We start from the raw sequence: 13396 nt of genomic DNA, 5'->3' as shown, positions 1-13396 counted from the left end.
CCCTAGGCTCCCCAAGATTCTTCTAGGCGCCCAGCACCTTCGCTGCCGCGGAAACCCCCAGGCGGGTAGCTCCCGCCTCAATCATTGCCAGGGCCGCATCCCAATCGCGGATGCCACCCGAGGCCTTGATCCCCACCAGCCCCGCGGCGATGCGCTCTTCCTCCCCCATGCCGAACGGCGCCAGCTTCCCCAGCTTGCGCAGCTCGTCGGCCATGATGCTCACAGCCTCCACGCTCGCTCCACCCGCCGGGTGGAAGCCCGTGGAGGTTTTTACGTAGTCGGCTCCCGCCTGCACACATGCGCGCACGGCCGTGCGCAGCTGCTCCTCGTCCAGCAGTGCGGACTCCACGATCACCTTCAGCACCAGCGGGTGCGGCACGGCCTCCCGCACGGTGATCAGCTCCGCCAGAAGCGCATTCTGATCCTTCGCCAGGGCCGCCGCCACGTCGATCACCACATCGATCTCGTCAGCTCCCAACTGCGCGGCATAACGCGCCTCGGTGGCCTTCACCAAAGAGGCGTGCTTGCCGCTCGGGAACCCGGCTACGGTAGCGATGCGCAGCGTGGCGTCAGAACCCAAAGAATCAGAAGGCACCACAGAGCCCAAAGGCAACATAGAGGGCGACACGCACACCGCGCCGCACCCCAACTCCGTGGCCTCGCGGACCAGGGCCGCCACGTCATCGCGCGAAGCTTCGGGCTTCAGCAGCGTGGCATCCAGGATGGCGGCGACGGCCTCGCGGGAGACCTTAGAACGATCGAAAGAAGTCACCAGGAACCACCCGCATTATCCAGCACGTCGCGGATCGCGGGGCGCACGTCCTGCCAGTAAATACCGACGATGACCGCCGCGATGATCCACAGCAGCTCGATTGCGATGAAGAAACTCAGGATAGACAGCGCCACCGCACCGCCCATCAGCATCAACCAGTTCTGCTTCTCGCGGTCGATAACCATAAAGGCATCGTCGCGGGTGCTAGCCAGCTGCGCCAGGCCGATGGCCGCCAGCACGAAAATAGCAACTGCCAGCGCCAGATTAATGCCCGAGTATGCGTAGTACAACGCCGTTAGAACCATGTGCATGCCACTCAGCCTAACGCAAAGATCAGCTCAGTCAGGGAGTAAATCGCCAGGCCAGCCAACGCGCCCACAATCGTGCCATTCACACGGATGAACTGCAGGTCCTTGCCCACCATCAGCTCGATCTTGTCGGAAGCCTCCTGCGCGTCCCACCGCTCAACCGTCTCGCCGATGATGCCGGTAACCTCGCCCGCATAGTTATCGGCAAGGTAGCTGGCCGCCCCGACGATGCGCCGTTCAAGCTCTTCGCGCAGGTCTGGCTCTTCTTGGATACGACGCCCATACGCCTCCACCCATTGCGCAATCTGTCGGCGCAGCAGTGAATCTGGGTCGCGGGACCAAGAGGTGAGTGTTACGCGGGTGGATTCCCACAAGCGGCCGGGCATCGCGGTGACAGGCCCGGAGGTCATGACGTCGTTCTTGAAGCCCTCCACACGGGCGATCATCTTCTCATCGTGCTGGAGGTCCTGTGAAAGCTGGTAGATGAACGAACGCAGCTGGCGGCGCGCATCGTGGTTGGGGTCGCGACGAACGTCGCCGGTGAATTCCACCAGTTCCCGATACACGCGGGAGCCCACGAGTTCGCGGACAAATCGAGGTGCCCAGGCCGGGGTGCGCTCGTCGATGAGGCGGACCACGAAATCCTCGGAAGTGCGGGCCTTGTCATCCATCCAGACGACGATTGCGTCGACGGCAGGCTCGGTGCGGCCTTCCTCGATGAGTTGCTCCAGGCCGCGGCCCAGCGGCGGGCCCCAAGTGGGTTCGCTGAGCTTGTCGATGACCAGGGCGCGGAGGACATGCTCTGCTTCTTGGGGGTTAATGCCGTTGACTGTGAGGTCGATGATCTTGCCGACTTCCTGCGAGACGCGGTTGGCGCCGCCGTCGTTGACAACCCAGTCGCTGGCGCGCTCCGGGATGCGCGCCTTGCGGAGCTTGTCGCTGATGAGTGCGGCATTGAGGAAGTTTTCTCCAACGAATTCGCTGAGTGCGTGGCCGACCTGGTCTTTCTTCCGCTTGATGATGGCCGTATGCGGGATGGGGATGTGCAGCGGGTGGCGGAACAGGGCAGTGACGGCGAACCAGTCGGCGAGGGCGCCGACCATGCCGGCTTCGCTAGCTGCGCGGACGTAGCCGATCCAGGCGCCTGGGTTGCCCTGGTATTCAAGCCAGCGCATAGCCACATAGATGAGGGTCGCGATGACCAGTAGCCCGGTGGCGATGGCTTTATGTTTGCGCAGTTCCGCCCTGCGGGCGGCTTCGGTGGCCGGGTCGGGCCCGGGCACCTGGGACAGCGGTGCCGGAGCCTGGGACAGCGGTGTGTCAGAAGCAGTCATTATTCAATTATGGCACTGCTAGGGGTGCTAAGAGGGTTTCGCTGGGGCTCGGCTGTGGGCTGAGCAAGCGTTGCACTATGTCCAACAAGCTATCCAGGAAGCTAAATGTCGGAAAAGATGCAAAATGTTATTGGGGATTACCTTCACTAACATAAAAGCACTGGTCAGGAGGTTTTCAACCTCAGCCGCAGAAAGTTGAGCAAAAAGAAATGCAACTTTTCCGACACTTTGCGCCCATCCCACCTTTCAGAAGCAATCTCCGGCACCCCCACCTCCCAGACAAAGCAAAACCGCGCCACCGGAAGCGGTGGCGCGGTCTGCGCAAATGGAGGCGCTTTAGCTCTGGCTTCAGCCTTGGCTCAGGCTCTAACTTTAGCTAATCGCTAACTAGATGATGCGACCGGAACGTTTCTTGTAGTCGCGGTAGTTCTTGCGACCTGCGCGGATGCACGCAGAGGCAGCAACAACAGCAACAACGGACATTACCACGCCGATAATCAGGTACGTCATGCCGTTTTCCTGAGTGCCGGACATGTTGGTAGCCAGACCAAACATGATGGTACCCAAACCCGGCATCAACAGCAGCCAGAAGCCCATGCCGATCCAAGTGAGGGAGCGCTGCAGCGAAGAGTGCGGCGCATCAAAGCTGGACGGCTGGTAGCCATCAACGTAGTAACGCTCCATGTGCAGGTTCTCACTGAGTGCCATGGTTCTCTCCTACTTTCTGATACTTGTCTTGGAGTTGATCTTAGTCATCCTTGCCGCGGAAAGCGGCACGGGTGCGTTCCTTTGTGATAGCTGCCACAGCCGTCAGCGGGATACCCGCCGGGCAAACGTCAGCGCACTCGCCGTACAGCGAGCAAGGACCAAAAGTCCCCTCGACCTCATCAACCATCTTGCGGGCGCGCTTGCCGCGCTCCTCACGTCCCAGCGGGGACAGCGTCAGGTGCACCAGCTTCGCGCCGGTGAACAGGTGAGCTGCGCCGTTCGGGCAAGCTGCAACACAGGCGCCACAGCCGATGCAGGCTGCGTGATCCAGCGCCTTCTCAGCGTCGGAGTGGTTCACCAGCAGGGAGTCGGCATCCGGAGCGGTGCCGGCCATGACGGACACGAAGCCGCCCTTTTCCATCACGCGATCCAGTGCGGAACGGTCGACGACCATGTCCTTGATAACCGGGTACGCAGCGGAACGCAGCGGCTCCAGCTTGATGGTGTCGCCATCGTTGAAAGAGACCAGGCGCTGCTGGCAAGCGGGCTTGTTCTGATCCGGACCGTGGGGACGGTCGTTGACCATCAGGCCACAGGTACCACAGATACCCTCGCGGCAGTCCGAGGCGAAGGCAAAGGGCTCCTTGCCGTCCTCAACGTACTTGTTGTTTACGTGGTCGAGCAGCTCCAGGATGGACATCTGCTCTGCGGCGTCGTCAACGTCAACAGACTCGAAGTGGCCTTCGGCATTCGGGCCCGCCTGACGCCAGATTTCAAGATGCAGTTTCATTACTTGTAATTCCTTGTCATCAGCGGGATACGGTCGAAGTATAGGGGCTCGGAGTGGCGGATGAACTTGTTCTCGCCATTCGGCTCCCAGGCGGAGACGAAGCACCAGTTGTCATCGTCACGCTCTGCCTCGCCGTCTTCGGACAGGTGGTCATCGCGGTAGTGGGCACCACAGGACTCGTCTCGGTCCAGTGCGTCCACGCACATCAGCTCGCCCAGATCCAGGTAGTCGGCAACGCGGGTTGCGTACTCCAGGGTCTGGTTCATTTCCTCGGTACCGCCCGGGATGTGGACGTTGGCCCAGAAGTCCTTGCGCAGTGCGCGGATCTTCTCGATGCCGTCCTTCATGTCCTTCACGTTGCGGGACACGCCACAGGAGAAGTACAGGATCTCGCCCAGCTGGCGGTGGTAGTACTCCGGGCCGTGCGGGTCGTCGCCCTTGATGGTGGTCAGACGTTCGATGCGGTCCTTGGCACGCTGCAGGGCCTCCTGAGCTGCCGGGGAATCGGCGGCCGGAATCTCCTCGCCCAGGTGCGGCGCCAGGTAGTTCGGGATGGTGAACGGCAGGGTGAACCAGCCCTCCACGGAGGAGGACAGCAGGGAGTTAGCACCCAGACGGTTCGCGCCGTGGTACATCCAGGAGGACTCACCGGAGCAGAACAGACCGTCGATGGACGTCATCTCATTGAAGTCGGTCCACAGGCCACCCATGGTGTAGTGGCAGGTCGGGGCGATGCGCATCGGGGTCTCGTAAGCGGACTCACCGATGGCCTCTTCGTACATCTGGATCAGGTTGGAGTAGCGCTCGCGGATCGTGTCCTTGCCCAGACGCTGGATAGCGTCACCCAGATCCAGGTACACGGAGTTCTTCATCGGGCCCACACCGTAGCCAGCGTTGATCTGCTGGGCGTTGGCGCGGGAAGCGATGTCACGCGGAACCAGGTTGCCGAAGGCCGGGTAGCGGCGCTCCAGGAAGTAGTCGCGCTCGTCCTCCGGGATGTCGTTCGGCTTGCGGTCGTCGCCCTTCTTCTTCGGAGTCCAGATGCGGCCGTCGTTACGCAGCGACTCGGACATCAAGATCGTCTTGGACTGCCAGGTGGAGTTCACCGGCAGGCCCGTCGGGTGGAACTGCACGAAGGATGGGGACGCCATGTAGGCACCCAGCTCGTAGGCGCGCATGATGGCCGAGGCGTTGGAGTTCTTGGCCAGCGTGGACATGTGGTACACGTTGCCGTAACCGCCGGTGGCCAGCACGGTTGCGTGGCCGGTGTGAGCCTTCAGCTCGCCGGTCAGCAGGTTGCGCATGATCACGCCCTCACAGCGCCCGTCGTTGACGATCAGGTCAACCAGGTCGTTGTGAGTGAAGATCTCCACGTGGCCGGCACCGATCTGGCGGTACAGCGCAGAGGTGGTGGCCAGCTGCAGCTGCTGACCCGTTTGGCCACGGGTGTAGTAGGTGCGGGAGACCTGAACGCCACCGAAGGAACGGGTTGCCAGGGTGCCGCCGTACTCGCGGGAGAACGGCGCGCCGACAGCGTTCATGTGGTCGATAACCTTCGGGGACTCCATAGCCAGGCGCCAGCAGTCATTCTCGCGACAGCGGTAGTCGCCGCCCTTGACCGTGTCCTTGGCGTGCAGGTAGGTGGAGTCGTTATCCAGCTTCTTACCGCGGGAGGAGTTCACACCACCCTGCGCAGCGATGGAGTGCGCGCGACGCGGGGAGTCGTGGTACGTGAACACCTTGACGTCATAGCCCAGCTCGCCGAGTGCGGCAGCTGCGGCGCCACCGGCCAGGCCGGTGCCGACGATGAGGATGCGGAATTTGTTGCGGTTCAGCGGAGACACCATTCCGAAGTGCTCCTTGGCGTACTGCCACTGCTTATCCTGGCCGACTACGTGGGGTGCGTTGTCCTTCAGGACCTTGCCGAGGGTCACGCCCTCAACGACGGATTCCGGCGCAGTGAAAGCAGCGACGGCCTTGTCGTAGTCGAAGTCCGCGGTCTGATTGTGCGGGTGGTTAGTTACTTCGCTCATTTAACTCTCTTCTCCTTGTAACCAGACTCGCCGTTATTGCCCAGCCGGGACGAACGGGACCTGATCAACCAACCCAAACATCACAGCCAGCGGGATGGAGATGTTGCCGATCATCACGATCGCGGGCAGCAGGTAAGCGATCCACAGCATGACCTTGCGGGTGCGGTGGCCGGTAATGCCCAGGTCCGAGGTGGCAGTCCAGATGCCGTGGGACAGGTGCATGAACAGGATCACCATCGCCAGGATGTAGAAGATGGCTACAGCCGGGCGGTCGAAGGATGCAATCAGGTTCTGGTAGGCAGCGTGTGCGCCATCAGTCGGGCCCTGGAAGTCCTCGGAGGCGACCGGCTTTACGCCCATCGTCAGGTCCAGGATGTGGAAGATGATGAACAGCAGCAGCACGATGCCGGTGACGATCATGCTGCGGGCGGTAAAGGTGTTCCAGCTGCTAACCATGCCCTTGCGGCGGTAACGGCCGCGGGACTGGTGGGCACGGCCGGTCAGTGCGAATGCGCACCATACGTGCAGGATCAGGCACACCAGCAGCACGATACGAGCAACCCACAGGAAGGACTCGTGCGGCAGCAGCGGGTAGCCGAACTCACGCAGGAAGTCGGCGTAGGTGTTGAAGGATTCGGCCCCCATGTAAACCTTCAGGTTTCCAACCATGTGAACCAGGACGAACAGCCCGAAGATGATACCCGTGATGGCCATCGTCAGCTTCATCGCCCACGAAGGGAAGCCTGGCTTCTCGCGCAGGCTCGAAGTTCTCAGTTTTCCGTGAGCGATTGCCTCACGGTCGTCATATTTAACAGTCATGGCACCTCCAGTGTCATAGACACTGTATGTGCTTAAGCCCCCGTCGGACTACTTGTGTACCTGCATATTCCCGGCCTTACACCCCGTTATGGGGTATAGCATTTCCGCAATACAAACCTTGCAAAAATACCCATAACGGTACGACCGTACTGTTAGATTCCCCCCTAAGAGGCCGTCGCCGCGCGGCGTCACACTGGTCACACGGCTTTCGGGGGTTACCCTGTTCCTTTCTTATTGACGCCACGCCCCAACCCCTTCACGCCCACTACCCACCTCACAGAGAATGCGGGGGTGGTGGCGCGCGCTGGCGGTGGGCGTCAGAAAAGATATATTTTTATAGCTTTACCCAGTGATCCGGGGAACCATGCTTAGAACCGCCATCTGCATCCCGGGCAGCTTCGACCCCATCGGCCCCGTCGGCGCGGTGTTCACTGAGCAGCGTCGGTCCTTTCACAACGATGGGCTCGTGGCCGACGACGACCTCCTCGCCCATGACCCAGATCGGACCGACCTTGCGGTCGCCCTCCTCCAGCACCAGCTCTACCTCACCGGGGCGAACCTCCACACGCAGGCGCTCGCCGTGCAGGGTGATGTGGTAGGTCAGGGACTCCCACTCGTCCGGCAGACGCGGGTCGATGGTGAATTGTCCATAGAAATCGCGGAAACCGCCGAAGCCGTTGGTCAGCGCCGTCCACGCGCCACCGCACGAGGCGATGTGCACGCCGTCTGAGGCGTTGTGGTGCAGGTCGCCCATGTCCACGAACAGACCGCGGTAGAAGAACTCCTCGGCCTTGTCCTTGTAGCCCAGCTCCGCGGCGATGATGGACTGCACGACGGCCGACAGGGTGGAGTCTCCCGTGGTCAGAATGTCGTAATAGTCGTAGTCCGCGCGCTTGACCTCGGTGGAAAAACGCTGTCCCTGTAGAAACAGGGCCAGCACCACGTCGGCCTGCTTCAAGATCTGGTAGCGGTAGATCGTCAGCGGGTGGTAGTGCAGCAGCAGCGGGCGCTTCGGGCCGACTTCCGGATCGTCCAGGTCCCAAATGCGGCGGTGCAGGAACTGGTCGTCCTGGGGATTAACCTTCAGCTCCTCGTTGTACGGGATGTACATGCACTCGGCAGCCTTGCGCCAGAGTTCAACCTCGGCCTGCGTGATGTGCTTGAGATCCTGCAGGTTGCGGTATTCCTCCGGGCGCTCCTTTTCCATCTGGCTTACCACCGCCGCCGCGACCTCCAGGTTGTACTGGGCCATCACGTTTGTGTACAGGTTGTTGTTCACCACGGTTGTGTACTCGTCCGGGCCGGTCACAGAGTGGATCTCGAACTTGTCCTGCTTGCTGTTGAAGAAGCCGATGGACATCCAGAACCGGGCGGTTTCCACCAGCAGGCTAATGCCTTGCTGCAGCAAAAACTCCGTGTCACTGGTGGCATAAACGTACTTCATCAGTGAAAACGCGATGTCGGCATCGATGTGGTACTGCGCGGTACCCGCCGCGTAGTAGGCCGAGGATTCCTGGCCGTTGATGGTGCGCCACGGGAACAGGGCGCCGTCGTGCGACAGCTCCAGCGCACGCTGCTTGGCCGCGGGCAGCATGTCGTAGCGGAAGCGTAAGGCGTTGCGCGCCAGATTGGGGTTGGTGTAGCAGAGGAACGGCATCACGTAGATTTCCGTGTCCCAGAAATAGTGGCCGCCGTAGCCGGAGCCGGTCATGCCCTTGGCTGGCACACCGTTGGTCTCCGCGCGGGCGGAGGCTTGGATCAGCTGGAAGATGTTCCAGCGCACTGCCTGCTGCAGCGCGGGCTGGCCGGCGATGCGCACGTCGGAGCGCTCCCAGAAGCGAGCCAGCCACTCGGCCTGGTTGTCCATCAGGTTGCTAAAGCCCACCGACTTTGCACGGTTGATGGTGCGGGCGCAGCGGAATGCGAGCTCCTGCGGAGCCACGTGGCGGGAGGAGTGATACGCCGTGAACTTCTCCAGGCGCATCTTCATCCCCTTCTTGCCGTTCAGGTGGTATGTCACGCGCGCGACGTCCTCCTCCACCTCCGTGGAGACCTCCACACCGGTGTCCACGCCCGTGTCCGTCTCATCCGAGGGATTGTCGATGTCCAGGATGTGGTCCATGGAGACCGTCACGGTCATGCCCGAGTGGTTGATCTGGTAGCCCAGCGTGGCGCGCTCCGGCTCCGTGCTGGACTGATACTTCGGAATAAACACACGATCCTGGAACTGCTCGCCCTTGCGCGGGTCGAAGCCCTCCTCGCCGGCCACGCGGGCGTTGTTATCCGGGAACTCGCCCTGGCCATCCTCGCGGTTTAGCAGCTGGGAGGAGACCACAACGGCGGCCGGCGCGTCCAGCAGCTCGACCTCCAGGGACTGCAACGCCAGGTGACGTTCCAGGAAGCTCACCATGCGCTCGGAGGTCACGCGCACGTGCTTGCCGCCCGGAGTACGCCAGACCAGGCTGCGGCGCAGCACACCTTCGCGGAAGTCCAGGCTGCGGTTGTATTCCATGACCTCTGCATTGCCCAGGCGTAGCGGCTCGTCGTCGATGTACAGTCGCATGGCCTTGGCGTCCGGCACCGAGACGATACTCTGCCCCGTGCGCGCCAGGCCGTAGGCGTCCTCTGCGTGCTCGATGTCCCAGGTTTCGTGCACACCGTTGATGAATGTGCCGTGAGTATGGGAATCGCGGCCCTCCTCCGGGTTGCCACGCAGCCCCAGGTAGCCATTGGACAGCGCAAAAAGAGTTTCAGAAACGCCCAGATCCATGGAGTTCGGTCGGGTCTCGACCAGCGCCCATTCGTCAACCGGGTTGTTGTCACGATCCACAGACTCCAGCGGATTCACGGCACCGTGCTTGCTGTCCGCACGGAACCCTTCGGCACGCAGGTCACCTCCGTCGACCGGTCGCTTATAACCCGGCTCCGCTCCCTCTCGGCGGGTTGCTAGGAAGTCTTTCAGCCGCTGGTCTTCCGGGCTGCGCTTGGTCTGTCGTTGCGCGTTGATTCCCATAGTGTTTCCGGTTTCTCCGTCTAGTTCTGTCTAGTTCCGTCTACTTCTTTATAAGCCTGCGTAAGCCTATGTAAACCTGCGTAAGTCTTTGCAGTTCTGTGCCGGTTGTTCGTCTAAAGGCTCAGCGTGTAAAGGTTCTGCGTGTTAGCCCCCGGCCACGTACTCTAGCCCAGCAAGTCCGCCAGATCGTCGACCACGATGTCCGCGCCGTACTCCCGCAGTGCCTCCGCGCCTGCCCCGCGATCCACGCCGATCACCAGCCCGAACTTGCCGGCCTTTCCACTGGCCACACCACTGGTGGCATCCTCCACCACCACCGAGTTCTCTGCACTGGCGCCGAGCTGCTGTGCGCCATACAGGTACGTATCTGGTGCGGGCTTACCCGGCAGGTTCTTTTCGGACGCCACCTTCCCATCCACAACAACCTCAAACCGATCGAGCAGCCCCGCCGCCTTGAGCACCGGGCGGGCGTTCTTCGAGGAGGAGACGATCGCGATTTGCGGAGCCTTCTCCCCCGCTGCGACGCGATCCTGGATGGCATCCAGCAGCCGCACGGAGCCCTCGTAGGCCTGCACACCTTCTTCCACCAGATTCAGGAAGTCCGCGTTCTTGCGGGCTCCCAGGCCGTGGATCGTGTCCTGATCCGCGTCATCGTCCGCGTTGCCCTCTGGAGCCTCAATGTCACGGCTGGCCAGCAGGGCAGCCACGCCCTCGTCGCGGCGGCGGCCATCCAGGTAGTCAAAGTAATCCTGCTCGGTGTAGGGCTTGGCTCCCTTGGCCTCCAGGAACGCACTGAACATCCGTGCCCACGCCTGACGATGGAGCTCTGCGGTCGGGGTGATCACACCGTCGAGGTCGAAAAGTACGGCGTCAAAATCAAAGAGAGATCGGGCGGGCGGGGTGCCAAAGGTGGTGACGGACAAAGTCGGGCTCCTTCCGGGGCGCCTTGGTGAATGTGCGGTCATGCGTGCGTGTTCGTGTGCCCACCAGTCTAACCAGGGGGTCGGACAACTGTCCGTGCAAGGAGGTTGCAAGGAAGTTGCAAGAAAGCTGCGCGGAAGTGGGCATAGGAAAACCGCCGGGTGAGGCGGGCTCACACCGGCGGTTAGATCCGTATCGCGCTAAGCAGCGCTAGCTGTACGCAAGGCCTTAGGCGATGCCGTTTTTAGCCTTGAACTCCAAACGACGGGCATGCAGAATCGGCTCAGTATAACCAGCCGGCTGCTCCAGACCCTTAAACACCAAATCCTTCGCAGCCTGGAAAGCCACAGACTCATCAAAGTTCGGCGCCATGTTGCGGTAGTTCGCATCACCAGCGTTCTGCTCATCCACCTTCGCAGCCATACGCTGCAAAGACTCCAGAACCTGCTCCTCGGTCACCACACCGTGCTTCAACCAGTTAGCCAAGTGCTGGGAGTTAATACGGCACGTCGCGCGGTCCTCCATCAGGTCAATGTCGTGGATATCCGGGATCTTGGAGCAACCCACACCCTGCTCCACCCAGCGAACCACATAACCCAGGATGGACTGGGAGTTATTGTCGATCTCCTCGGCGATCTCCTCAGCAGACCAATCAGCAGACTCCGCCACCGGAATGGTCAGAATGTCACCCAGAGTCTCACGACGACCCTCCGTACGCAGCTTGTCCTGCACCTCGAAGACATCCACCTCGTGGTAGTGGGTTGCGTGCAGCGTCGCACCCGTCGGGGACGGAACCCACGCAGTGGAAGCGCCCTCCTTCGGCTGGCCGATCTTCTGCGCCAGCATGTCAGCCATCAGCTCGGTCTTGGCCCACATGCCCTTACCGATCTGCGACTTGCCCGGCAGGCCGTGCGCCAGGCCAGCATCCACGTTGTTGTCCTCGTAAGCCAGCTTCCACGGCGCGGTCTGCAGCTCCGCCTTACGCACCATCGGACCAGCCAGCATAGAGGTGTGGATCTCATCACCAGTACGGTCCAGGAAACCGGTGTTAATAAACGCCAGGCGCTCCTTAACCTGCGCGATGCAAGCATCCAGGTTGGCGGTGGTGCGACGCTCCTCGTCCATCACACCAACCTTCAGAGTGAACCGCTCCAGACCCAGCAGATCCTCCACCGCACCGAACAGATCGTTAGTGAACGCAACCTCGTCCGGGCCGTGCTGCTTCGGCTTCACAATGTAGATCGAACCGTTACGGGAGTTACGTAGCGGGTTGTTCTCATCCAGACCCGGGATCGCAGCAGCCGAAGTAATGACGGCATCCATAATGCCCTCGAAGATCTCCTCACCGTTCTGATCCAGGATCGCCGGATTCTGCATCAGGTGGCCAACGTTACGCACGAACAGCAGGGAACGACCGTGCAAACGCAGCTCCTCACCATCACGAGAGGTAAACACACGATCCTCGTTGAGCTTACGAGTGAAAGTTCGCCCCGACTTGGTAATAGTTTTTGTCAGATTACCAACATTTAGCCCAAGCCAGTTGCGATAACCCAGAGTTTTATCCTCTGCATCCACAGCTGCCACTGAGTCTTCAAAATCGATAATTGTCGTCACTGCGGATTCGAGGTTCAGGTCCTTCACACCGGCCTTGTCGGTCTTGCCGATCGGGGACTCCGGGTCAATCTGGATGTCGATGTACAGGCCATTGTTGTACAGCAGGATGTCACTCGGGTTGGCCTTGTCGCCGCCGAAGCCTGCGTAGACCTCCGGGTTACGCAGGTGCACATCATTACCGTCGATGGTGGCGGTCAGCTGGCCGGACTCGACGGCGTACTTGGTGACGTCCTTGTGAGAGCCGGACTCCAGCGGTACAACGCGATCCAGGAACTCGCGACCCCACTCGATGACCTTGTCACCGCGAACCTTGTTATAGCCGGTGCCCTTCTCCTGGCCGTTCTCCTCGGAGATGGCATCGGTGCCGTACAGCGCGTCGTACAGGGAACCCCAGCGAGCATTCGCCGCGTTCAGCGCGAAGCGGGCGTTCAACGCCGAAATAACCAGCTGTGGGCCGGGAGTCTCTGCGATCTCGCTATCTATGTTCTGGGTCGTAATCTCGAAGTCGCCCGGTTCGTCGACCAGGTAGCCGATCTCCTTCAGGAAGGCCTTGTACTCCTCCGGGTCCTGGGCACCCTTGTGGTCTTCGTACCAGGCGTCCATCTTCTTCTGCAGCTCGTCGCGAGTGTTTAGCAGCTCGCGGTTACGCGGGGTGTACTCCTCGACGATCTTGCCGAAGCCATCCCAGAACTTCTCCTGCTCCTCGGCAGAATCCTTGCCGATAACGGGAAGTACCTCGGTGTTAACGAAGTCGTAGAGAGTCTTGGCAACCTGAAGGCCGCCGGCTGTTACGCGCTCGGTCTGGGTCATAGTGACGTGGCTCCTCACATATCAATCGATTTACCTATTTAAAGGTCTTTATCCTCAAAGACTAGGTGAGTTCCCTCACGATCGGTATGAAGTTGGTCATAGATTGCATTTTTCCCACCCCCACCGACGGGGAATATCGGGCAAGGTTGTTCCTCTTTTTCTTTGTGACACCACGATTCAACCCGTGGCGCACCACACCTATAAGCGCAGCAAGAGAGCCACATCACGTTTACACGTTAAGGCCTCACTTAGAAATAGTGTGGAGAAAATCTTT

At 60.9% G+C, this 13396-nt stretch carries 10 protein-coding genes; all 10 read right to left on the bottom strand.

The window, feature by feature from the left end; translation table 11 throughout:
* Positions 1–22: 22 nt before the first annotated feature.
* A complete protein-coding gene (gene deoC / locus MHX63_RS03285; protein ID WP_239387235.1) occupies positions 23–772 on the bottom strand; it encodes a deoxyribose-phosphate aldolase in 750 nt (249 codons plus the stop codon).
* Positions 769–1083: a DUF2516 family protein gene (locus MHX63_RS03280; RefSeq protein ID WP_034985216.1), complete on the bottom strand. Its 315-nt coding sequence runs from the start codon at positions 1081–1083 to the stop codon at positions 769–771. The genes deoC and MHX63_RS03280 overlap by 4 nt, the downstream gene beginning before the upstream one ends.
* Before the next feature lie 5 nt (positions 1084–1088).
* Positions 1089–2414, bottom strand: a complete 1326-nt coding sequence (locus MHX63_RS03275) for a DUF445 domain-containing protein (protein ID WP_239387234.1) — start codon at positions 2412–2414, stop codon at positions 1089–1091.
* A gap of 387 nt (positions 2415–2801) precedes the next feature.
* The gene (locus MHX63_RS03270; protein ID WP_239387233.1) at positions 2802–3122 is read right to left on the bottom strand and encodes a hypothetical protein; all 321 of its coding nucleotides are present in this window, start codon (positions 3120–3122) and stop codon (positions 2802–2804) included.
* Between the two features lie 40 nt (positions 3123–3162).
* A complete protein-coding gene (locus MHX63_RS03265; RefSeq protein ID WP_239387232.1) occupies positions 3163–3912 on the bottom strand; it encodes a succinate dehydrogenase/fumarate reductase iron-sulfur subunit in 750 nt (249 codons plus the stop codon).
* The gene (locus MHX63_RS03260) at positions 3912–5945 is read right to left on the bottom strand and encodes a fumarate reductase/succinate dehydrogenase flavoprotein subunit (protein WP_239387231.1); all 2034 of its coding nucleotides are present in this window, start codon (positions 5943–5945) and stop codon (positions 3912–3914) included. The genes MHX63_RS03265 and MHX63_RS03260 overlap by 1 nt, the downstream gene beginning before the upstream one ends.
* Positions 5946–5978: 33 nt before the next feature.
* Entirely contained in the window at positions 5979–6764 is a 786-nt protein-coding gene (locus MHX63_RS03255; protein ID WP_239387230.1) for a succinate dehydrogenase cytochrome b subunit, read from the bottom strand.
* 334 nt (positions 6765–7098) lie between these two features.
* Positions 7099–9777: a glycoside hydrolase family 65 protein gene (locus MHX63_RS03250; RefSeq protein ID WP_239387229.1), complete on the bottom strand. Its 2679-nt coding sequence runs from the start codon at positions 9775–9777 to the stop codon at positions 7099–7101.
* A gap of 164 nt (positions 9778–9941) precedes the next feature.
* Entirely contained in the window at positions 9942–10700 is a 759-nt protein-coding gene (locus MHX63_RS03245; RefSeq protein WP_239387228.1) for an HAD family phosphatase, read from the bottom strand.
* A gap of 226 nt (positions 10701–10926) precedes the next feature.
* Positions 10927–13122: a malate synthase G gene (locus MHX63_RS03240; protein ID WP_239387227.1), complete on the bottom strand. Its 2196-nt coding sequence runs from the start codon at positions 13120–13122 to the stop codon at positions 10927–10929.
* Positions 13123–13396 lie beyond the last annotated feature (274 nt).

This window comes from Corynebacterium sp. ACRQK, assembly GCF_022345965.1.
Classification (GTDB): Bacteria; Actinomycetota; Actinomycetes; order Mycobacteriales; family Mycobacteriaceae; genus Corynebacterium.
This window is presented reverse-complemented; position numbering and strand designations above follow the sequence as displayed.